General features: G+C 67.7%; 20 protein-coding genes and 1 pseudogene. 10 read left to right on the top strand and 11 right to left on the bottom strand.

The genetic code is table 11. The annotated features are described in order from the left end of the window. Positions 1-7: 7 nt before the first annotated feature. Positions 8-1,483 carry a DHA2 family efflux MFS transporter permease subunit gene (locus ASG77_RS17235; RefSeq protein ID WP_056347761.1) on the bottom strand — a complete coding sequence of 492 codons (1,476 nt, stop codon included), beginning with the start codon at positions 1,481-1,483 and terminating at the stop codon, positions 8-10. A 229-nt stretch (positions 1,484-1,712) separates the two neighbouring features. On the opposite strand from ASG77_RS17235, the gene ASG77_RS17230 reads away from it, so the two are divergent. Next, complete coding sequence (locus tag ASG77_RS17230) at positions 1,713-2,651, top strand: serine hydrolase (RefSeq protein WP_056347759.1); 939 nt, start codon at positions 1,713-1,715, stop codon at positions 2,649-2,651. Between the two features lie 91 nt (positions 2,652-2,742). Here the strand turns inward: ASG77_RS17230 and ASG77_RS17225 are convergent, their stop codons facing one another. Beyond that, the gene (locus ASG77_RS17225; protein WP_082576126.1) at positions 2,743-3,375 is read right to left on the bottom strand and encodes a TetR/AcrR family transcriptional regulator; all 633 of its coding nucleotides are present in this window, start codon (positions 3,373-3,375) and stop codon (positions 2,743-2,745) included. A gap of 130 nt (positions 3,376-3,505) precedes the next feature. Here ASG77_RS17225 and ASG77_RS17220 point away from each other — a divergent pair, with 130 nt between their 5' ends. After that, positions 3,506-3,787: a hypothetical protein gene (locus tag ASG77_RS17220; RefSeq protein ID WP_056347757.1), complete on the top strand. Its 282-nt coding sequence runs from the start codon at positions 3,506-3,508 to the stop codon at positions 3,785-3,787. A gap of 65 nt (positions 3,788-3,852) precedes the next feature. Here ASG77_RS17220 and ASG77_RS17215 read toward each other — a convergent pair whose 3' ends face one another. After that, a complete protein-coding gene (locus ASG77_RS17215) occupies positions 3,853-4,116 on the bottom strand; it encodes an ANTAR domain-containing protein (RefSeq protein ID WP_235564630.1) in 264 nt (87 codons plus the stop codon). Between the two features lie 351 nt (positions 4,117-4,467). Between ASG77_RS17215 and ASG77_RS17205 the strand changes: the two are divergent. After that, a pseudogene (locus tag ASG77_RS17205) lies at positions 4,468-4,707 on the top strand (transposase); the annotation flags it as partial. Positions 4,708-4,953: 246 nt separating this feature from the next. On the opposite strand, the gene ASG77_RS17200 reads toward ASG77_RS17205, so the two are convergent. Beyond that, the gene (locus ASG77_RS17200) at positions 4,954-5,970 is read right to left on the bottom strand and encodes an ABC transporter substrate-binding protein (RefSeq protein ID WP_056347750.1); all 1,017 of its coding nucleotides are present in this window, start codon (positions 5,968-5,970) and stop codon (positions 4,954-4,956) included. A 146-nt stretch (positions 5,971-6,116) separates the two neighbouring features. On the opposite strand from ASG77_RS17200, the gene ASG77_RS17195 reads away from it, so the two are divergent. The 4 genes from ASG77_RS17195 to ASG77_RS17180 are packed head-to-tail and all read left to right on the top strand — an operon-like array spanning position 6,117 to position 10,145. Further along, positions 6,117-7,151: a FecCD family ABC transporter permease gene (locus tag ASG77_RS17195; RefSeq protein WP_082576124.1), complete on the top strand. Its 1,035-nt coding sequence runs from the start codon at positions 6,117-6,119 to the stop codon at positions 7,149-7,151. Continuing rightward, a complete protein-coding gene (locus ASG77_RS17190; protein WP_235564629.1) occupies positions 7,148-8,242 on the top strand; it encodes a FecCD family ABC transporter permease in 1,095 nt (364 codons plus the stop codon). The genes ASG77_RS17195 and ASG77_RS17190 overlap by 4 nt, the downstream gene beginning before the upstream one ends. Then, entirely contained in the window at positions 8,239-9,126 is an 888-nt protein-coding gene (locus ASG77_RS17185) for an ABC transporter ATP-binding protein (protein WP_056347744.1), read from the top strand. The genes ASG77_RS17190 and ASG77_RS17185 overlap by 4 nt, the downstream gene beginning before the upstream one ends. After that, entirely contained in the window at positions 9,123-10,145 is a 1,023-nt protein-coding gene (locus ASG77_RS17180) for a siderophore-interacting protein (RefSeq protein ID WP_056347742.1), read from the top strand. The genes ASG77_RS17185 and ASG77_RS17180 overlap by 4 nt, the downstream gene beginning before the upstream one ends. Before the next feature lie 3 nt (positions 10,146-10,148). On the opposite strand, the gene ASG77_RS17175 is transcribed toward ASG77_RS17180, so the two are convergent. Genes ASG77_RS17175 through ASG77_RS17155 form a run of 5 tightly spaced genes read right to left on the bottom strand, consistent with a single transcriptional unit; the run spans position 10,149 to position 17,458 of the window. Further along, positions 10,149-11,378, bottom strand: a complete 1,230-nt coding sequence (locus ASG77_RS17175; protein WP_056347740.1) for an alanine racemase — start codon at positions 11,376-11,378, stop codon at positions 10,149-10,151. Further along, entirely contained in the window at positions 11,375-13,156 is a 1,782-nt protein-coding gene (locus ASG77_RS17170) for an IucA/IucC family protein (RefSeq protein ID WP_056347737.1), read from the bottom strand. The genes ASG77_RS17175 and ASG77_RS17170 overlap by 4 nt, the downstream gene beginning before the upstream one ends. Further along, on the bottom strand, positions 13,153-14,403 hold the full coding sequence (locus ASG77_RS17165; RefSeq protein ID WP_056347735.1) for an MFS transporter: 1,251 nt from the start codon (positions 14,401-14,403) through the stop codon (positions 13,153-13,155). The genes ASG77_RS17170 and ASG77_RS17165 overlap by 4 nt, the downstream gene beginning before the upstream one ends. Continuing rightward, complete coding sequence (locus tag ASG77_RS17160) at positions 14,400-16,238, bottom strand: IucA/IucC family protein (RefSeq protein ID WP_056347733.1); 1,839 nt, start codon at positions 16,236-16,238, stop codon at positions 14,400-14,402. Before ASG77_RS17160 ends, ASG77_RS17165 begins: the two co-directional genes overlap by 4 nt. Beyond that, positions 16,235-17,458: an ATP-grasp domain-containing protein gene (locus tag ASG77_RS17155; RefSeq protein WP_056347731.1), complete on the bottom strand. Its 1,224-nt coding sequence runs from the start codon at positions 17,456-17,458 to the stop codon at positions 16,235-16,237. The genes ASG77_RS17160 and ASG77_RS17155 overlap by 4 nt, the downstream gene beginning before the upstream one ends. Positions 17,459-17,637: 179 nt before the next feature. On the opposite strand from ASG77_RS17155, the gene ASG77_RS17150 reads away from it, so the two are divergent. Further along, the gene (locus ASG77_RS17150) at positions 17,638-18,405 is read left to right on the top strand and encodes an HpcH/HpaI aldolase family protein (protein ID WP_056347729.1); all 768 of its coding nucleotides are present in this window, start codon (positions 17,638-17,640) and stop codon (positions 18,403-18,405) included. 624 nt (positions 18,406-19,029) lie between these two features. On the opposite strand, the gene ASG77_RS17145 is transcribed toward ASG77_RS17150, so the two are convergent. Continuing rightward, the gene (locus tag ASG77_RS17145; protein ID WP_056347727.1) at positions 19,030-19,377 is read right to left on the bottom strand and encodes a metal-sulfur cluster assembly factor; all 348 of its coding nucleotides are present in this window, start codon (positions 19,375-19,377) and stop codon (positions 19,030-19,032) included. Positions 19,378-19,710: 333 nt separating this feature from the next. On the opposite strand from ASG77_RS17145, the gene ASG77_RS22690 reads away from it, so the two are divergent. Together ASG77_RS22690 and ASG77_RS17140 are read left to right on the top strand one after the other, a co-directional pair. Further along, on the top strand, positions 19,711-19,866 hold the full coding sequence (locus ASG77_RS22690) for a hypothetical protein (protein WP_235564628.1): 156 nt from the start codon (positions 19,711-19,713) through the stop codon (positions 19,864-19,866). A gap of 2 nt (positions 19,867-19,868) precedes the next feature. Continuing rightward, positions 19,869-20,288 carry a flavin reductase family protein gene (locus tag ASG77_RS17140; RefSeq protein ID WP_235564626.1) on the top strand — a complete coding sequence of 140 codons (420 nt, stop codon included), beginning with the start codon at positions 19,869-19,871 and terminating at the stop codon, positions 20,286-20,288. Positions 20,289-20,500: 212 nt separating this feature from the next. On the opposite strand, the gene ASG77_RS17135 is transcribed toward ASG77_RS17140, so the two are convergent. Further along, positions 20,501-21,091, bottom strand: a complete 591-nt coding sequence (locus tag ASG77_RS17135) for a ferritin (RefSeq protein ID WP_056347725.1) — start codon at positions 21,089-21,091, stop codon at positions 20,501-20,503. Between the last annotated feature and the right edge of the window lie 151 nt (positions 21,092-21,242).

The raw sequence follows: 21,242 nt of genomic DNA, 5'->3' as shown, positions 1-21,242 counted from the left end.
GTGTCCGCTAGTGGGCGCCGTGGCCCGGCGCGGCGCCTTCTGTTTTGCGCATCATCGCGGAAAGCACGACGGCGGCGAGGGCTATGACGGTTGCCGTCAGGAACGCGGCGCTCATGCCGGCAACGAGCCCTGACGCGGTCGAGACCACGGCGAAGATGGACACCAGCAACGCAGTGCCGGCGGCACCGGCTACCTGCTGGGCGGTGCTCATGATCGCCGAGCCGTGCGAGTAGAGATGCGGCGGCAGCGGGTTCAGGCCGGTGGTAAATGCCGGAGTGAACAGCAGCGCCAGGCCGAAACTGAGCCCCACGTGGAGGGCGATGATCCACCAGACCGGAGTGCCGGCGTCGAGCATTGAAAACTGCCACAGGGCCAGCACCATCAGCACGGAACCGGTAACGGTGAGCGGCAGCGGCCCCACTTTGTCGAACAGCCGGCCGATGAACGGGCCCAGCAGCCCCATCGCCAGGCCACCGGGAAGCAGCGCGAGGCCCGTCTCCAGCGAACCCAGGCCACGGATTTCCTGCAGGTAGAGCGGCAGCAGGATCACGCCGCCGAAGAGCGCCATCATAGCCACCACCATCAGCAGCACCGAGACCGTGAACATCCTGAAGTTGAAGGCACGAAGGTCCAGCAGCGGGGCTTCGGCCTTCTGCAGCCGGAGCTGGCGGAGCACAAAGACCGCAAGGCTGGCGACGCCGATCACCAACGCGGCAATGGCCACGGTGCTCGGACCGCTTTGGCCGCCGTGGCCGCCGCCGATCTGGCTGAGGCCGTACACCAGCCCGCCGAAGGCAGGAACTGTAAGCAGTACGGAGAGGAAGTCGAGCTTGGTCTTCTCGGTTTCGCCCACGTTCGTCAGGTACTTGGCGCCGATGGCCAGCGCGGCCAGGGCGACCGGCAAGACAAAGACGAACATAAAGCGCCAGGTGAAGTGCTCCAGGATCAGCCCGGAGACAGTCGGCCCCATGGCCGGTGCCACGGAGATGGCGATACTGACGTTGCCCATCACAGCGCCGCGCTTGGCCAGCGGGACGAGGGTGAGGATGGTGGTCATCAGCAGCGGAAGCATGATGGCTGTGCCGCCGGCCTGGACGATGCGGGCCAGGAGCAGGATCTCAAACCCGGGAGCCACGGCGGCCAGGGCGGTGCCGCCGGCGAACAGTCCCATGGCCAGCATAAAGACGGCCCGCGTGGACAGGCTTTGGAGGATGAACCCGGTAGTGGGGATGACCACGGCCATGGTGAGCATAAAGCCGGTGGAGAGCCACTGGACGGTGGGCGCGTCCACGCCGAGGTCAACCATCAGCCGCTGCAGGGCAACGTTCATGATGGTCTCGTTCAGGATCACCACAAAGGTCGCCACGAGCAAGGTGGCGATGATGGTCACCGATTCGCGGGACATCTTCTCCGGCACGGAGGGCTTCGGCGCCGCAACCGGCCCGGGCCGCCCGGAGGCGTTCGAAGAGACTTCTGTAGACATGGGTGTTCCCCCAGGGAGTAAGTATGAAGTGCTGCGCGAGCGTCGTCGCCGCAGATTCCAACACTCTACCGGCTGGAGTAATTCCGGCTCACGGGTTTTTTCTTTGTCACGGGCTTTTTCTGAGTCGCTTTGGCTGGCCGGTGTGGTTTAATCAGCGCACTTAGTTATGAGTCGGGGCTGGGGCCTCTAGTGATGTTCGACCGCGCAAGCGGTCAGGCAGGAGCCCCGGTTGGACGCGTACTCCCCCGCATATCCGGCAGGCCGCCACTACCACGGCGCTGGCCGAAGCCCGTTGTCCCTGGTTCTTTCGGTGGCTGCCGCTTTGATGGTTTTGCTGGCTGCCGTCACTTCGGCCGTGGTCCGCTCTGAGGGCGTCACCGGAACCGTGAATGCCCCCTTCGCCGGGACCGGGCCGGTTGGCGCCATGGCCGCGGTTGGTGCAGGCGCCGAGGTTGGCGCCATGGCCGCGGTTGGTGCAGGCGCCGAGGTTGGCAGCGTCGCGAGGATTATCAGCAGGGTCTCCGGCTTCCGCGTTGGCGTGGCCGTCGCGGATACAGCGGGCGGACCGGTCCGCACTTTTGGCGACACGGCGGCCTATACTGCGGCCAGCACAGCCAAGCTCATCACCGCAGCGGCCTATCTCAGGCTTGTGGAGGCCGGTGAAGCGCGACACGATGAGACGCTGGGGAACTACACTGCCGCTTTCCAGCTCAAGTCCATGATCAACAGCAGCAACAATGATTCCTGGCTCCTGTTGATGGGCAGGATCGGCTACCGGCGGCTGATCCAGTACGCAGCCTCGATTGGCATCGCCTACGATCCCTTAGACAACCGGCTGACTCCGGGGGAAGTGGCCCACGTCCTGACGAAGCTTTACGCCGGACAGCTGCTTAACCCCAATGACACCGCGCAGTTGCTGGGGTACATGCAGGAAACCAACAACGAGGAACTTATCCCCGCTGCCTCGGGGCCCGGCATTACCGTCTATCACAAATACGGCCAGCTTGGAGGAGCGCTCCATGACGCAGCCCTTTTGGAACATGGCGGGACAACGTATGCGCTGGTGATCTTCACCGAAGGCGCCGATAGCACCGACGAGGCCGAACGCACCGAAATGATCCACGATCTGACGCGGGCAGTCGTCGGGACGCTCTTTCCCGCGGGTTAACCGAGCTCGTGCTGACTCCTTGCCATCCTGCGCTCGGCATCGAGGGAACGTTCGCGGGCAGCGGGCTTAAGTGACCGTTCGCGCCGGGTGGTCAGCTGCGGTGGTGCTCAATCAGCCAGCTGGCCATCTGTTGGGCCCGCTTGGCCGCTTGGGTGTCCCCTTCGGTGGCTGAGACGATGGACCCTTTCATCAGGATGTGCCACGACCGGGCGAAATCCTCCGGGCGATCCAGTCCGGCCTGCTCCGCGAGGGCCTGCACATGGCCCCTGATCCTGGCCAGGTAGTCAATGCTGGCCTGGCCCAGCGGATGGGCCGGGCCCATTTCCAGCAGGATGTTGATGAAGGAGCAGGCCTCGAAGTCGTCGCGCAGGAACCAGTCGCCGAAGACGTCGAAGATGGCAAGGAGCTGTTCAGTAGGGGTAGTGCCGCGCAGTTTGGCCTGGCCAACGATGGCATCAACTGTCCATACCTGGTCCCGCTGCTCCAGGAACGCCAAGACCAGTGCATCCTTGGACGGGAAGTGCCGGTAAAAAGTTGCCTTGGCCACACCGGAACGTTCGATCAGTTCGTTAACACCCACGTCCCGCACGCCGCGGCGGGAAAAGAGTTCATAAGCCACAGCCAGGATCCGACTCCGGGAATCGGCAGGCAGAACTGCCGCCTCGGCTGGTAAATCCGCAGGAGACAGCGCGGGTTCTGCAGTGTGGTCTGCATCGGAAATCATCGTAGGAATAGTTTACTCCAAGGTGCAGACAGACCGGTCTTACTCGCTGTAAAGTCTTTCCCAGACGCAGTGCTATGACGCCGACGGGACCCCGTAAAGGCCCCCGTCAGCTTGGTGCAAGGAGGCCCCGATGTCAGCAGAGCGAACGTACGATTTTATCCCGTGCGACGACACTGACCCGTGGATAGAAAGTACCGCTGCGTCCGCCGAGGTCCGGCGTTTCGCCCGGGAATCCCTGCGGTGGCAGGCACAGGAAATCATTGATGAAGTGCTCCGCGGAACGGCTCCGGGTGAGGAACTTGCCCGGGCCCGGTTGCGCCGCTGCGTGGCCCAGAACCCCGGCAAGCCCGAACGTGCACTCCTGCAGCAGCTGATGATCAACCGCGACCCGCCGGGTGAATCAACGCAGTAGAGCAACACGTTCCTGCGCACGCAATGCCCGCCCGCCATTCAACGTGAGGCTTACAACGGCCGGCCTTATAACGTGAGGCTGCGGCCTACAATGCGCCCGGCGGTCATGTGCAGGCTCTGGCTGTTGGCGCGGGCATGGTTCCACAGCAGGTTGAATGCCGCGTCCATGTCCACCCCGGCGGTATGGGCAATGACGCCCTTGGCCTGCTCAATCAGCACCCGGGTGTTCAAGGCCAGCTGCAGCTGCTCGTTGACCAGTGCCGCTTCCCGGATGGCGCGTTCCTGCATAAGGCTGATGGTGGGCGAACGCAAGGCCGTCACGAAGACCACTGCCCTCCGATATGCCCGGTCGGACCGTGTGGCCAGGAAGACCATCCTGGACGAGCTGTGTGCCCTGACGCTTTGGCACCGTGACCATGCGCGGAAGGCCCTGCGGCAGGCCCTGGTGCTCAGACAGGGGTGGCTTGTGAAAAGGTGAAATATCCGACGCTAAGGTCTTGCCGAGCGTCGTAGTGGCCTGTATTTCCCGGGTTTGAGGCGGTTGGCGCGTGGCCAGGTGTAGTCACCGGTCAGATTGATGTGTTCCCAGCCCAGCGGTGAGGGGAACTGCAGGAGGTCCGGGTCGATGTCACCGCCCGTTGCTGGTCAGGGTGGCGACGGTGCGGTCGAGGTAGAAACCGCCAGGTCTACGCCGCGATCTTCATCGACGCTATCGTGGTCAAGATCCGTGACGGGCAGGTCGCCAACCGGCCCGTCTACGCGACCATCGGCGTCACCCTGGACGGGGAGAAAGATATCCTCGGGCTCTGGTCAGGCACCGGCGGGGAGGGCGCAAAGTTCTGGATGGGCGTGCTAACCGACATCAAGAACCGCGGCGTGAAGGACACCTTCTTCTTGGTCTGCGACGGACACAGGGGTCTACACCGCCGTGAATGCCGCGGCGGCACGACGCCGCCGCCCAGACAGGGAAGGTGACCACGCGAGGGCCCTGGCGCTCGGCGGCGGCAGCAGGAGGGCTCGCCGTAGGACCCAGCACAACGAGCGATGACTGGCCAGCAAACGGCGGGCAAGCGCCGGGCCCCGAGCGAATCCTGGGAGTGGGGCCACTTCGTCGTGGGGTGAGCGGTCGCCCTCGACGGCGACCGCTCACTCTGGCGTAGTGCGCCGTCAGGCTTTGGGCAGTTGCGGGTCCACGCCGTACTTCTCGGCGAGCTTGGTGAGGACCGCGTTAGCTCCCTGCAGGCTGACGGAGCTGGCGAAGACCATGTCATCCGCGTTCAGGACCTCGCCCTTGAGCGTGCCCCACAGCGGGTTGGCCATGAACTTTTCCATCTGGGCGCGGGACTTCTCTCCCTCGCCGGAGTTCTGGCCGAACGCGGACGTGATGATGAGGCCCGCCTCAGCGGCCGGGAGCTGCTCCTGCGAGAGCGGCACGAAGATCTTCTCCGTGGAGTCCGGCTGCCCGGCGGGGCGCGGGATGCCGGCGTCGGTCATGATCTCGCCGAAGAAGGACGTGCTCGAGTAAAGGCGCGCCGTGTCCTCGCCCGCGAAGCGGACGTAGGAGTACGTAAGCCCTGGGTTCTTGGCGAGGATCGCCTCACCGACCTTCTTGGCGCGGTCCTTGTACTCCTGGATGATCTGCTCGGCCTTGTCCTTCTTGCCGAGGGCATCGCCCAGCATCACGATGTTCTGCTTCCACGTCGGGCCGGTAGAGACGGACATGATGGTGGGGGCGATCTTCGCAAGCTGAGGGTAGAGCGCCTCGTGGCGTACTTTCGCCGAGATGATGAGGTCCGGCTGCGCCTCGAGGATCTTGTCAAGGCTCGGTTCGGCGAGGGAGCCAAGATTCGCGGCGCCCTTGGTCTGGGCGCTCACGTCTCCGAGGTAGGACGGGAAGGCTGCGTCGCCCTTGCGGTAGATCACGTAACCGGCGACGTCGGCGCCGAGCGCGAGGGCGGCATCGGTGTAGCTCGGGTCGAGCGTTACGATGCGCTTCGGCACGGACGTCAGTTCGGCCGTTCCGAGCGCGTGCTCGATGCTCTTGGGGAACTGCGCGTCAACTGTGCTCGTCGCAGACGGCGCAGCTGGTGCAGCGGCAGTCTGGCCCCCACATGCGGTGAGCGCAAGGAGGCTGGCGGTGGCCGCGGCGGCAACCGCTGAGCGGGTGAATCGGAGACGTTTCATGGATGTCCTTCAAGCCGGTAACAGGTGCGTGTGGGGGGCCAGTCCTGGCCGTGTAAGGCAAGCCTTGCCTCACTGCCGTAGACTGTACCGGGCGTGTTTGAAATACGCATAATTTGTCTGCCGTAATTACGTAGTTTGAGGATCTTGTGTCTGTAAACGTCTCTGCCTTGCGGGCCCCAGGGGCCGGCAAGGCGCCTGTGGCCGGGTTTGTCCTGGGCGTTCTTGTGGTCGTGGGCTCCCTGGCATTGAGCCTTGCATTCGGGGGCCGCCCCACAAGTTTCGAGGAGCTGGTTCATGCCGTCTTTGTCCCCGACGGTTCGGTCGCCGACATTGCTATCCGTGAGCTCCGGTGGCCGCGCACGCTCAATGCACTCGCCGTCGGCGCCTGCGTGGGGGTGGCTGGTTGCCTGGCACAGGGCCAGACGCGCAACCCCATCGCGGACCCCGGCCTGCTCGGCATCTATCCGGGAGCCGCCCTCGCCATCGTCGCCGGATCGCTGCTCCCCGACGGCTCCGGAACGGGCACCTACGCCCAGGCCGGGCTGGCCTTCGCCGGCGCCGTCATTGCGTGCGCACTGGTTGTCACCGTCGGCTCGGCAACCCGCCATGGTGCAACTCCGCTCACCCTCGTCCTCGCGGGGGCCGCGGTCTCGGCGCTTGCCGGAGGCGTTGTCTCGCTCATCGTCCTCAGCAGTGACGCGGCGCTTGACACTCTCCGTTTCTGGCAATTGGGATCGGTGGCGGCCCGCGGTGCCCTGCTGCCGCAGCTCGTGCCGCTCATCATCGTTGGCCTCGTACTCGCAGTGGCCAACATCGGCCCGCTGAACGCCCTCGCTCTCGGCGACGACACCGCCCGCTCGCTGGGTGTCTCGGTGGCCCGGGCACGCATCCTCGGTCTCGCGGCGCTCGCCGTTCTCGCGGCGGCTTCCGTAACTCTCGCGGGCCCGCTCGCGTTCGCGGGCCTCCTCGTCCCGCACGCGGTCCGCGGCCTCGTCGGAGCAGACTACCGCTGGCAGATCCCCGGGAGCGCGCTGTTCGGGGCCTCGCTCCTTCTCCTCACCGACACCGCCGGGCGCGTCATCGCACGCCCGGGCGAATTGCCGGTCGGCGTCGTCCTCGCCGTCGTCGGCGCGCCGTTCTTCATCTATCTGGCCCGCCGCCGTCGGCTGGTGACCCTTTGAGCGGGGCGCCCGGACTCCTCGCTCCGGGGTCCCGCGTGATCCGCGTGCGGACGGCGTCCCTCGTGCTCCTGCCGCGCATCGCATGGCTCAGCCTCGCGGCGCTGGTGCTCCTGCTCGCAGCCGTTGCGGGTCATCTCATGTTGGCGGGACGGCCGGTGGAGCTCTCGCAGGTGATTGCAGCCTTCCTGGATGATCCCGCGCTGCCGCGGTCGGTCAGGCTGACCGTGCTTGAATTCCGGCTCCCGCGAACCATAGCGGGCGCCGTTGCCGGGGCATGCCTCGCCGTCGCAGGCGGCCTCACCCAAACTGTCGCGCGCAACCCGCTCGCGACACCCGAGGTCCTTGGGGTGACCGCCGGCGCGTCCACCGGAGCGGTCGCGGTCCTCGTGCTGGCCGGGGCAGGGCACGGCGGTGCCAGCGGCTTGGCCGCCGCAATCGGCATGCCCGTCGCGGCTGCGGTGGGGGCCCTCGGCACCGGAACCGCGGTGTTCCTGCTCACCTACCGGCGCGCCCAGCAGGGCTTCGACAGCATGCGCCTCGTGCTCGTCGGCCTTGGCGCCGCCGGCCTCGCGTCCAGTATCACCACATGGCTCCTCACCCTGGGGGACGTGACAAATGCCTCCCAGGCGCTCACCTGGATGATGGGCTCGCTCAACGGCAAGGACTGGGGAGCCGTAGTACCTGCACTCCTCGCATCGGTGCCGCTCCTCGCCGTGGCCGGGGCATGCGGCCGGTGGCTCCTCATCAGCGCGTTCGACGACGACACCGCCCGCAGCCTCGGCCTCCCGCTGGGGCGAAGCCGGCCGCTGCTCCTGGTGCTCGCCGTTCTCCTTGCGGCCGTCGGAACCGTACTCGCCGGGCCCGTTGCCTTCGTCGCGCTCCTGTGCCCGCTCGCGGCCCGCTTCGCGGGGCGGACGGTCGTGCCCTCGCCCGGGCTCACCGCCCTGCTCGGCGCCGCCTTCGTGGTGCTGAGCGACCTCGTGGCGGGGTTCCTTCTGCCGCACGCCCTTCCCGTCGGAGTCTTCACGACCGTGCTCGGCGCCCCTGTCCTTATTGCCCTTGTGTTCCGCAGCCAGAGGAGAACCCCATGAACACCGCGCCCGGAACCACGGCAGCGGACGACGACGCCGCACACCTCGCCGCACACGGCCTCACCCTGGGATTCGACGGGCGGACCGTCATACCAGGCCTCGACGTCGCGTTCGCCCGCGGCACCGTGACATCAATCATCGGGCCCAACGGCTGCGGAAAATCGACGCTCCTGCGCGGGCTCGGACGGCTCCTGCGCCCCCAGGCGGGGAGCGTGGCGCTCGACGGTGGCGATGTCGCGGCGATGTCGTCGCGGGCCATAGCGCAGCGGATGAGTATCCTCCCCCAGACACCCCGCGCGCCGAGCGGACTCACCGTGGGCGAACTCGTTGCACGGGGGCGCCATCCAAGGCAGCGCTGGTACCAGCAGTTCTCCCGCAGTGATGAAGGCGCCATTGTGGACGCGCTGGCGGCGACTGACATCGCCGACCTCGCGGCGACCCCGCTGGAGGACCTCTCAGGCGGGCAGCGCCAGCGCGCATGGATCTCGATGATTCTCGCCCAGGAGACAGAGCTCATGCTCCTCGATGAGCCAACCACCTACCTCGACCTCGCCCACCAGGTGGACGTCCTTGAGCTCGTGCGGGGGCTGAATCAGGACACGGGGCGCACGGTCGTCATGGTGCTCCACGACATTTCCCTTGCAGCGCGGTACTCGGACGTGGTCATCGCGATGCGGGATGGCCGGATCGTTGCTGAGGGGCCGCCGTCGGATGTCGTCACACCGGAGCTCCTCTGGGATGTCTTCGGCCTTCGGGCCGATGTCATCCGTGAACCTTCGGAGGGCCGTCCGCACGTAGTGCCGCTCGGTGCGGGCCGCGTCAAGAGCGCTGCGGAGCCGGGCGCCGTTGTGTTGGGGTCCGGTATGGGCGGGGCCAGGGCATGACCGGCTCGGTCATCGCAGGGGCGAGCCGCCTGGCCCCGCAGTCAGTCAAGCCGTTCCCGCTCTCGGTGACCGCGATCCGCGATCTGGGTCCCCGCCTGCGCCGCGTCACGTTTGGAGGTACGAGCCTGGCCGGCTTCGCCACCGACAACGGCGCCACATGGGACTTGCGGATCAAGATCGTGATCCCTTCGCCGGGACGGTCCCTTCCGCGGGCCACAGCATTTGAATGCCGCGACTCCGAGGATCCCGGCCGCTCGTGGCGGCGGGCGTGGCTGCGCCTGCCCAAAGCAGAACGCGGCGAACTGCGCAGCTACACCGTGCGCGAGGCCCGCCTCGACGAGGCGTACCCGGAGATCGATGTCGACTTCATCCTGCATCCAGGAGGCCCGCAGGGGCCTGCCGCCCGCTGGGCGCGGAGCATCCGGATCGGGGACCCCGCCCTCGTCATCGGTCCAAGCGTTTCGGCTGGCCAGTGCGCCGGGATCGAGTTCGCGCCAGGGCGGGCACGGAACGTGCTCCTGGCCGGAGACGAGACTGCCCTGCCCGCGATTGCGGGAATCCTCCGCGACCTGCCCGCCGGGCTCTTGGCCGAGGCGATCATCGAGGTCCCCGACGCCGCCATGATCGAGGACCTCCGCACGGGGGCGGCAGCCAAGGTGACCTGGCTCGAGAGGCGCGGGAACACGCACGGCGCGCTGCTCGCCGAAGCCGTGCGCCAGGCCGTCCCGGCCCCCTTGTGTGCCCCGGGACCCGCCGTCGTCGAGTGCGGGGTGGCCGCCGCCGAGCCGCTGGACGTCGGCCCGGAGCGCGTGCTCGTCTGGGACACGCCCCAGTACCGGCGCCTGTTCACCGGACGTGACGACGGGCCGGAATGGAGCGGCGCGCCCTTCTACGCCTGGATTGCCGGAGAGTCGACTCTGGTGACCGGCCTGCGGCGGTACCTGGTCCACGAGTGCGGGATCCACCGCGAGCAGGTCGCGTTCATGGGCTACTGGAAGAAGGGCACGCCGCAGCGTTGAGCGTCAGGCGTCCACGTGGATGACGCGAGGCTCCGGGTGCATCAGGAAGTCCCGGTGGCTGATGTTGTACGCGTATGCGCCCGCCATGGCGAAAACCACGAGGTCCCCGACCGCGAGCGATTCGACCGGGACTTCGCGCGCCAGGACATCTTTGGGCGTGCACAGCTGCCCCACGAACGTTACGGGCACGCCCACAGCCTCGGGCTCCTCGCGCGCAGCGCCGAGGGGCATGACGGCGAGAGGCTGGCTGTGGCCTTTGGCAGCCGGCGTCCGCAGGTGGTGGGTGCCACCCGCGCAGACCGCGAACCAGCTTCCGTGGCTGCGCTTGAGGTCAAGGACCCTCGTCGCATACCACCCGGAGTAGGCGCTCACGGCCCGGCCCGGCTCGATGCGCACCTGTACAGGGGTGTGGCGTGCGACGACGGCAGCCATCCGCCGGCCGTAGTCGGCCCAGTCGAAGGTCTCCCGCGGGCATGCGTAGTCGACTGCCATGCCGCCGCCCACGTTGACCTCTTCAAGCGGCAGGCAGTGGCGGTCGGCGAAGTCGCGCGCCCAGCGCAGGATGCCGTCTGCCATCTCCGCGCACTGCGCGGGTCCGAGGCCGCTGGCGAGATGGGCATGGATCCCGACGAAACGGACCGCGTCGAGCCGCGAGAGGTCTGCCGCGGCGGCGTCGGCTGCCTCGGGGTCCATGCCGAACGGGCTGGGGGTGCCGCCCATCATGAGGGCCGCCCCGGCGGCTCCGCCGGTGCCGTCGAGCGGGAGGTTGCAGCGCAGGAGCACCGAGGCGACCACTCCGCGCTCCCGGGCGAGCCGTTCGAGCCGGTGAAGCTCGCGCCGGCTCTCGACATGGAAGCGGTCGACGCCGGCCCCGAGCGCCGCGGCGAGCTCGGCATCCGTCTTGCCCGGCCCGCCGAACGCTAGTTTCACGTCGGGCAGGAGCTTGCGCACGTGGGCGAGTTCGCCGCCGCTCGCAACCTCAAGGCCGTCCACGTGCCGCGCGATGACCGCGAGGAGGCCGGCATCGGGGTTGGCCTTGACCGCGTGCAGGAGGCCCAGGTTCGGTCCGGCCGGCGCGAGTCCCGCCCGGATCCGGCTGAGGTGCCCGGAGAGGTGGCCGACGTCGTACACGTACGCGGGCAAGCTTCCCTCGGCGGCCGCACTGTGCACAGCATCGAGCACCGGGTTGGTGACCGGGACCGCAGCCGTTCGATAAAGGGCAGTATGGCTCACAGTGTTTCCTCCGGAAGGGCGGTGCCGAATGGGTTGGGGAACGGGACGTAGCCGGCGTGCCGGTCGGCGGCGCGCTGCCAGCGGATCAGCATGTTCGTCTTTGCCGGGAGCGGGACCCCCGCCAGGAGCGCGCGCAGCCTCGCCGGCCGGCCTAACTCCTCGCTCACGTGCTCGACAACATCCCCCAGCAGAGCCCAGAGCATATCCTCGAATCCGGGGTCCTCCGGCACAAGGTCGGCGAGGGCGCCCGCGACTTCCGCCAGGTTGTTCACGAATAGGCAGTAGGCGATCCGGTTCCAGCCGCGCTCCTCGTCGTAGGCGGCACCGCGCTCCACTTCGGGAGGCAGCGCGGCCAGCGTCTCGGCGTGCCGGGATGCGATGAGCTTGGTGCCCTCCAGGTCCCGAGCAAGGACCTTGCGGGGCAGACCGTCCGGATCGAGCACCGCGAGCACGTTCTGGAGGTGCGGCTCGAGTACGATCCCGTGTTCGGCCCACAGGCGCAGCACGGGCGGCACGAGCAGGCCGACATACCGCTCCCACCAATCGCGGGCCCAGCCGGCGCGGCTCGCGCCGGCGCCATTCGCAGGGGCGAGGTCGGCGAGGCGCGTCGGCGTCCCTGCGGGGTCGGGGGAGGCGACGGCGAGGCTGCCCATAAGGTGCACCCTGGAGCTTCCTCCCGCCGCGCTCCGAAGACCGCTTCTGACGATGCTCCCGAAACCCTCCAGCACGGCAAGCCGCTGGTCGTTGGTGCCGAGGTGTTCGGGGAGCTGCACGCTGCGCGCGGCGGGCTCGAGGAGGAGTCCGAAGCCGGGGCTGGCGGTCTGCACTGCGGCCAGGGTGTCCGCGAGGAGCCCGGTGAGGGCGACGGCGCCGGCGAGCTCGTAGGCCGCATTCTTGCGCAGGCAGTTCGTGATGCGCACGTTGAGGCTGGTCTTGAGGAAGACATCCGTTTCCGGCTGGTAGAGCGTACGCACGCTGGCCGTCGGGTGGAACGGCAGGCCGACCTCTCCGAGGTCCACGAGGGCGCCCTCGGCGAGGGCCCGCGCGATCACGGGGCCCAGTTCCGGATCCTCTGAGAGCATCTGGAACTGCCAGGGGTGGACGGGGACCGCGCGGTGGCCCGCGGGCACTGCGCTGCCGTCAAGCAACCGTCCGCTCATCGAGTGCTCGTCAAAGCTGCCTCCTTCCGCGTGCTCCACCACGAAGGCATCCGGGACTGCGAGCCACCGCAGCCGGAACGCGGTGCGGGTTTCGGGAGAGAAATTCCGCCACTGGTCGGGGTCGCCGGAACGCCACTTCGGGGACGGGTGCCGCGGGTGGCCCCCGATCAGGGCCTGCTCGGAGTCGAGGAATTCGGCGGCGCCCGAGGCTACGCCGCGGGTGGGCTCCAGCGGCCGCCATGCCAGGATGTCGGCAAGCGAGTCCCGGCTCGCGCATACCTGGTCCTTGAACTCCGGGTTGGGGGTCCCGGTCCGCGCCGTGAGCTCGTCGGTGGTGAGCGAGGCGAGCTCTTCAAGGTCGATGGGGGCCCATTTTCCGTTGGCGAGGAGCTCCACCGGGCCTTCGAAGCGGTGCATGGCCACGGCGGAGACGCGGGCCACGCGGGCCCGGAGTTGGACGCTGATGTGGGCGAGGTGAACCAGGAGGTAGCCATCGCTAAGGACGGTCTGACTGTCCGGGCCTGCAACTTCGCGGACCAGGCAGCCGAGGAGGCCATGCGCTGAGGCCAGGTCGGCGTCCGAGTGGAGAAGGGATGGGCTGAGGACTGCAGGGCTCACGTGAAGCTCCGATCGGGAACGGGGACGGGGACTTTGTGGGAAAGGATGGTGCGGGGTGTGGTCAGGCGGCGCGCGGCGCAAGCGAGGACGACGCCGGCGGCCAGGGGTACGGCGAGCGGGGCTGCGGGCCCGAGGGCGGCTGGTGCAAGTGTGGCCAGCGCCGAGGCCGCACCGCCGGCCAGGACGGCTCCGGACTTGGAACTTGTCTCGACACGCCCGAACAGCCGGCCGGGAGGATGGTGGGGCGCAGCCTCCGCGGCGAGCAGGGACAGGGCGGGAAGGCCCACGGTAAGCGCGACGCCCAGGAGCAGCCTTCCGGCAACGAGCCACGCGAGGGTTCCCGGGCCGGGGACGAAGACCGGAACTATGTGTATGACGGCAGATGCCGCCGCTGCCGAGTAGGCGATCGTGAGGCCGGTTCGTGCCCGCCTCTGCATGACGCGGAGGGCCAGGGCCGCGAAGGCGAGGTACAGGACGTGCGGGGCCGCGAACAGGACCCCAGGCGCCCACGCCGGAAGCCACGGGGCCACGAGGTGCATTAAGGGCACGAAGTAGGGGTAGGTCGATACCGTCACCAGGACGAACCCTGCTTCGGCCATGCACAGACCGGCAAGCGTGATGGTGCGCCGGGGAGCGCCGTCGCCGTCCGTCGTCGCCCGTCCGGCGCTGTGGGGCCGGACGGCGTCGGAGCGTACAGGGGCCGGCATGCGCAGCATCCCCAGCGCCGCGCCGAGCGGCAGGAGGGCTGCGAGGCCGTACATCTGCCGCACGTCCAGGACGCCTGCGAGCAGGCCCGCAAGAACCGGGGCCGCGACGAGCGCCGTTCGCGCTGAACCTTGCATGAGGGCCAGCGCACGGGTGAGCGGCTCGCCAGTAAGGCCTGAAGCGAGGTAGGCGGTGCTTGCCGAGTACGTCCCACCGAGAACACCTTGGGCCACAAGGGCGACGACGAGCGTCGGCAGGTCCTGCGCCACCGCGGCGAGGCCGAACGCAGCGGCGAGGCCAAGCTGGGCCCGAACGAGGAGCCGCTTGGGTCCGAAGCGGTCCGCGAGCTTCCCCCACATGCTTGCCGACAGCGCCGCGAAGAGTGTCGGGACCACGTAGAGGACGCCGGCCCAGCTGGCCGAAGCGTCGCCGAGCTGCGGGAGCAGCACACCGAGGTACGGCGGCAGGCCAAGGGCTGCGAAAGCCGAGGCGCAGTGGGCGGCGGCGATCCCGAGCACGTGGCGGCGGTGGATGGTGTTCACGTGCTTGCCGCCTCACGGCCCGGAGCGGCCGTGTAGTCCGGAGCTGCCAGATAGTTCGGTCCGGTGCGGAGATAGAACTTGTTGATGTCTGCACACCCGAGGCGTTCCTTGGGCAGGAGTGTCCCCGCCGTCAGCATGCCCTTGATGGGCAGTCGCTCGGCATTGAGGATCCGCGCGCGGAGGAGGTCCGCGGCGGCCAGGGACGAGGCCTGGGAGGGGTCGGTCCAGCGTTCGCAGGCCTCCTCGAGCCGGGCCCGGGCGCGCTTGAACATCGCGGCCCGCGCGGCCTCGTCGCCGCCGGCGGCCTCGACGATGATGGCTGCGGTGCACAGGTGCAGCGTGATCGTGGTGAACATGTCCGCGAGCTCGGCGCCGTCCTGCACGGCAATGCGGGCGTCGCTGAAGTCCTCAGCCCGAATAGGGCGGCCGAGCGCGGCGGAGGCCGGCCCGCAGTCGATGCGGGCAGTGTCGTTGTCTTTGTAGACGAGGCGCAGGCCGTCCGGGCCCTGCGCGACCGTGATGTTTTGCTGGTGGGCCTCGAGGGCGATCCCGTAGCGGAGCCACAGGGCCACGTGCCAGTCGAACAGGAGGGTTGTGTAGGCGTCGAGCCATTCCTCGGCACTCTGGCCGGCCTCGGCGGCAAGCTGGTCCAGGACGCGCCTGCCCGGGTCGCCGGGGGCCGGCGCCAGGAGCGCGGCGACGGGGGCCAGGACGTCGCGGGCCACGGAGAGCGGGTAGTTCCGGATGAGCACCGCATGCAGGTCGCTGCCGCTGTCGGCCCAGCGCGATTCGTCCGCGAGGAGGATGCGCTGCGCGAGCTGGGGCTCGCGCTCGAGGACCTCCGCGAGGACGCCCTGCATGATCTCCCCGCCCGCGAGGGTCCCGGGCTTGATGGTCCGCCGGTTGCGGCGTCCGAGCGACGCCGTCGGCAGGGGCAGCTTGAGGTGCGTCGCCGGCTCGTTGACGAGGGCCACAGTGCGGGTCGAGAGCGTCGGAACCACAAGCGGGCCGGGATGGTCGACGACGGTCACCTCACCCCGTGCGACGGTCAGCGGATGCACGGGAAGCGCCACGAGGTCCCGCCCTTCCTGTTCGGGCACCCCTAGTTCGGCCGGCGAAGGCCACCATGCGGGGAGGCCTGCTCCAAGAGCGGTCGAGAAATTCAGCTCGCTTCGGGGGACGAGTGTCCAGGCGAGGCGGAACTCCGGCTGGAACTCGGGCGCGTAGGCGCGGACCTCGTCCTCGCTGAGACCCCAGCGGCAGCGGCCGGTCGGGTGCACGGGGTGGTCCCGGATTGCGGCTGCGGCCTCGTGGCGGAGGAGTCCGGGGAAGCCGCGCCGTCCGCCGTCGTCAATGCCACTGTCCTTCGCCTGGGCGGTGAGGCGGGCAAACTCTGCCTCGTGGAGCGAGACGATGTCAGCGCTCTGGAGGCATTCCTCGGTGAAGTCTGCCCATCCGGCCTCGGCCTCGGCGTCATTGAGCGGGGCGAGCACTGCGAGGATGGCGTCGATGGTTTCGGCGGCGGCCACCGAGCCGGTGGCGTCCTCGACGAGCACGAACGGCTCCGCGAGGCGATGCTCGGCAAGGAAGCCGTCGGGCCGGACGGGAAGGTGCAGCACACGCTCGCCCGGCAGCGGCGCGGTCCACCACGGCCACCCGCGGCGGTCGTTTTTCGGTTCGTGAACGAGCCGGCCCGCGGACTGGATTCCGAGGTGGTCTTCGCGCAGGAGAGCATCAACCACGCGGCAGATCAGGGCTGCGGCTTCTCCCATGCGTGCGGCTTCTTCCGTGGGTGCGGGCGCTGCATCAACGTGGGACAGGGCAGTTGCGCTCATGCCCGGACTTCCCAGGTGTTGTCCGCGATGAAACGTTCGACAGCCTCGTGCACCGGCGCGGATCGGGGGCCGATCGCGTGGACCACTGCGAGATAGTCGCGATTGGTGCCGTGGAGTGGGGCCGTAACGCCGAGTCCGCGCAGGCGTCGGTGCCGGAGCCGTACGCCGTGCGGCAGTTCCTCGCTCCTTTCGCCAGGTGCGTCGAGGAGAATGCCGGGCCGGTCTGCGGTCACGTACCGGAGGTGTGCGCGACGGTCCAGGGCTGCCGGCTCGGGCAGGCCCTCCGGGAGCGCTTCGCCCGTGTGGATCCGGATGACCTGCTCGAAGAGGTCCACGCCGAGCACCTCCGAGTAGATGAGGTCCATGGTGTCACCGATGAGGCGGTAGTTGACCTCGATGATGCGCGCCCGGTTGCCCTGCAGGACGAATTCGGTGTGGCAGGCGCCAAAACCAACCCCGAGCGCCGAGAGCTGGTCGAGGAGATTTTGCACCACCGGTTCCGGAAGCTCCGGCTCCCAGTCGCGCCGCGACTCGGTGAAGAACGGCGGCGGGCCGAGCGAGGTGTGCCACGAACCGAGGACGTGCACGGATTGACCGTCCCCGAGCGTCTCGAAGGTATGGAGTTCGCCCGCGAGGTACTCCTCGACCACGAGGGTGGTGTCCGGGCGGCGCGCTCGGATACCCGCAACGGTGGCCGCGAGGGCGGCGAAATCCTCGACCAGGACAACGTCTTCGCTTGCAACACCCTCACGCGGCTTGACGACGGCGGGGAACGGCACGTGTGCGGCCGCCTTTTCAATGTCCTCACCCGGGAACAGCTGGGCAGAAGCGACCGTGTCCAGGCCTGCCTCCGCGAGGGTCTGGCGCGTGAGGAATTTGTTCTTGCAACGAAGCGCGGCACGCCAGTCCTTTGCCGGAAGGCCCAGCAGTTCGGCGGCGAGGGACGTGGTCGCCTGGAGGTGGTCGCTGTTGCTCAGGAGGCCGGCGGGCCGGCCAAAGCGCTCCTGCAGTCCAAGGACCGTCGCCGCGACGGCGCCAGGGTCCCTTACGTCCGCATGTTCGACGGCGGGAGCCGGGAAGGGTGCATCCGCATAGGCAGCACGGTGCGCGTCAGGGTCGTCGGTGAGGACCACCACGTCGTGGCCGAGTCGGGACGCCGCGGGCAGGAAGCCATGCGTGAGCGCGTCGGTGGGGTTGAGGGCTGTCAGGTAGAGGCACACAGGGGCTCCATTTGGGGCGAGGAGGAATTGGTTAGGCAAGGCTAAGCTAAGTTGCCTCCGGGTGCTCTTGTCAAACCTTTGGGAGTGTGTCCATCCTCACGCCTCATCAATTTGCTCACAGAAGTATGCTGTATTACAAATTAAGTCACATGCCCTGACCCAGCCGCCCAGGAGGCGCCATGCCCCGCCCCCGCACGCTCGCCCGATTGTTCGCCGGTCCCGGCGCCGTGGGGCTCTACTGTTCGCTTACGGCGCCGTCCGCCGTCGAAATGATCGGCCACGCTGGTTTCGATTTCGTCATCCTTGATACGGAGCATGCGCTGGTGGGGGACTCCGAGCTTGCCGCGCTCCTGCGGGCGGCCGAGGCGGCTGGCCTCGATGCGCTCGTGCGCGTGCCCGAGGGCGATCACGGGGCCATCCTCCGTGCGCTCGACGCCGGCGCGGCGGGCGTCGTCGTGCCTCACGTCCGGTGCCGGGCCGACGTCGATGCGGCGATCCGTGCGGCGCGGTACTTCCCGGACGGCATGCGCTCGCTCGGCGGCGGGCGGGCAGCAGACTACGGGGTGGGCGATCCCCGCGAAGTCCTCCGCCGGGCCAACGCCGAGGTGGTCGTGGCCGTGCTCATCGAGGATCGCGAAGGCGTCGAGGCGATCGACGAGATCCTCACCGGCGGTGGGGTCGACGTCGTCCTGCCGGGCCCCGGGGACCTGTCCCAGTCCTACGGGGTTCCGTGGGAGACACGGCACCCGCTCGTGCGCGCGGCCGTCGAGACGATCCACGAGGCGTGCCGGCGGCACGCCGTCCCGTTCGCCCCCATGACCACCAACCCCGAGGCCCACGCACGCTGGAGCGCAGCCGGGGCCACGTCGTTCATCCTCGGCGACGCCCAGGATCTGGCTGCCCGGTCCATCCGCGACCAGCGCGCCCTGGCGGAGCAGCCGAAGTAGCAGCTTCCGCCTGGGACACAGGGGGACCCGGGTTCGTCTGAGCTTGCCCTCGCAACGTCTTGCTGCGCCTGCCCAGACCTGCCATTGGTGTCACCTCTCCGGTCAACGGTCATACATCGAAAGGCGACAACATGCGTATTCACAACCTAGCTCATGAAGAAACCGGATCATCCCCAATTCAATCCGAAGGCTGGCTTCCCCGGGATTGGATCGAGCACATTCAGGGCCCTGTCCCGCACGGGCGGGACGTCTCACCGATGGGCCACGTGGCGCGCGCAGAGGAAGGCCTCAAAGGTCCCCCTAAGCGGCCCTAAGAGATGTTCGGGAAACGGGAACCTGAAAAACCGACTCAATACCCTGCCCCGGCCATGGGAAAGGTCATTGATAAAGCGGATCGTTTGATCTCTTGGTCGACAAAACGTAACAGTCCAGAACAAATGGTGACCTTCGCGTGTCACAACCGCGCGGAGCCCGGGATCGGTTTTCGGGGTGTCCGTCGGATGGCTGGAAACCCTGCTTCCGGGGTGCTTCCGCAAGCCTGGCCATCGCCGTGAGCGTCATGCCCCGGCCGGTACCGCGGGGCGGTTCCTGCACAATTCAGGAGGGCAAATCTTCTTCTGGGGGCTAGGTTTTGAAGCCGCGCATCTGGTCCCGGCCGTCATCAGTGATCCGATCCGGACCCCACGGCGGCATCCAGACCCAGCTCAGGCGCCACTCGTCAACAACGCCGATCAGTGCCTTGCCGACCTGCTCCTCGAGCACCTCGGTCAAAGGGCAGGCGGCTGAGGTCAGCGTCATGTTGATCAACAGCGCGTTGTCCCGCCCAAACTCAAGACCGTAGACGAGCCCAAGATCGACGACATTGACGCCCAGTTCGGGGTCAACTACGTCCCTGAGGGCCTCCTCGACATCCACAAGGGGCGTGGGGAGGGGGCCTGTCGCAGCTCGCGGGCTGATTTCCGTGTCAGACATCGATCCTTCCATGCCCTGGTGGCACACGCCGCCTGGCCGTCGACGAAGACGTTCACGAAGTCCTGCCCACAAGCGAGAAGACCGGCGCAGGGCGTCGTCACAGGTCCTCTATGACGTCACGCGGTTGTCATGCATTTCAAAAATCTTGATACAGTCAGCAACGGAAACAAGGTAAGCCTTACCTAATCAACCGTTATCCTGTGATCATAGTTGGAAAGCGGCGCCGAGAAAACACCCAAGTTTCGAGCAGTGTTGTGCCGGGGGTGGGCCTTCACTGCGGTCCAGCAGTATCGGCACACTGCTCCCGTCCCCCACAAACCCCAAGGATCTTGTATGGCAACCCAGTACGTCCTCGCAGCCCGCCACCTGCCACACGCGACCAAGAGCCGCTCTGCCCAAATGCCCAGCGTCGACGACTTCAAAGCGGCTTTCCGCACCATCCGGCCGGCGTCACCATCATCACCGCCCAAGGCGCCAGCGGCCCGGTAGGGTTGACGGCAAGCTCGGTCTTCTCCGTCTCGGTCAACCCGCCGCTGCTGGTCTTCTCCCTCTCCGCGCACTCATCCTCAGCGGACGCAATCCGCGAGGCCGGGACCGTTGTGGTCCACCTGCTGGGCACAGACCAGATCGACTTGGCGAAAACCTTTGCCACCGGCGGTATTGACCGTTTCGAGGACCCCTGCACATGGTCCCGTCTGGTCACCGGAGAGCCCGTTCTGCCCAGGGCCAATGCCTGGCTGCGGGGGACAATAGTCAGCGGGATGAACGCTGGTGACTCCACCGTGGTCGCCGTGCATGTGCTGCAGGTCAACATCTCAACCGCTGCGGACCGGGATGCCGAGCAGGCCCGTCCGCTCGTGTACCACAACCGCTCCTGGCATTCACTTAGCGCTGTTTCAACGGTCAGTTAGACAGGTGCCCCGTCCTCAACGCTGTCCCCGTCGCGCTCCGCAGGGCCACCGGGGGCCGCAGCCCCGTCACTGGCACGGGCCTCGGCCGGCCTAGAGATCATCGAACGGCACGTCGGCCTGAGTCCGCCCAGCGCCGTTAGGAGACGAGTCCGGCATTCCAGGAATCCTGGCCCCCGCTTGATGGAACGCCCTGATGTCGTCGGGGATGGGTATCAAAGGGAACCCCCGGCAGCGTCCGGGTTGCCGGAATCGTGAGCCCCTCCACTGTGGTGTCCGCCATGTCCGTGATGACCGCCGTGGTGGCCCCCGCGATGTCCGTGGTCGCCGACCCGTTCACGGGCGAGGAAGTTTTCGACGTCAAAGAGGTTGTCCGCACGCCGGGCGATGTTCACCAGAGTGGTCATCGATGCCACCTCTTCGACCTGTTCTTTGAGGAACCAGAGCATGAACTGTTCTCCCAAAGCGTCATTTTCCGCCCTTGCGGCGGCGAACAGTTCCTTGATGTTCTCGGTGACTTGCTGTTCCTGGGCCAGGGCCAGGGCCAGCGGGTCCTCCACCTTGGTGAAGTCATTGCGAACCGGTTCCACGCCGGGGATCGTGACCCTGAGGCCGCGGTCCAGGATGTACCGGACCATCATCATGGCGTGGTTTCGTTCCTCCAATGACTGGCGGTAGAAGTGCTTGGCCAGCTGCGGCAGGTCCTCCCTGTCAAACCACACGGCAATGGCGATGTATTGCTGGGAAGCGGCGAACTCGTTGCCGACCTGGCGGGCCAGCAGCTCATCGAATGTATCGGTAGGCATTGGAGTCTCCTCGTGTCGGTCACTGAAGGCCGCCCGGCGCCCGGCCTTGGACGTCAGGGCTGCCGGAGAGGACTTCAATGAGAATCCTCCGCCGCCGCCCCTCGGTCAATACCTCCCCGTTCCGGGTTCCCGCCGCGCCACGCCGCATGGA

The sequence above is a fragment of the Arthrobacter sp. Soil762 genome, assembly GCF_001428335.1.
Classification (GTDB): domain Bacteria; phylum Actinomycetota; class Actinomycetes; order Actinomycetales; family Micrococcaceae; genus Arthrobacter.
This window is presented reverse-complemented; position numbering and strand designations above follow the sequence as displayed.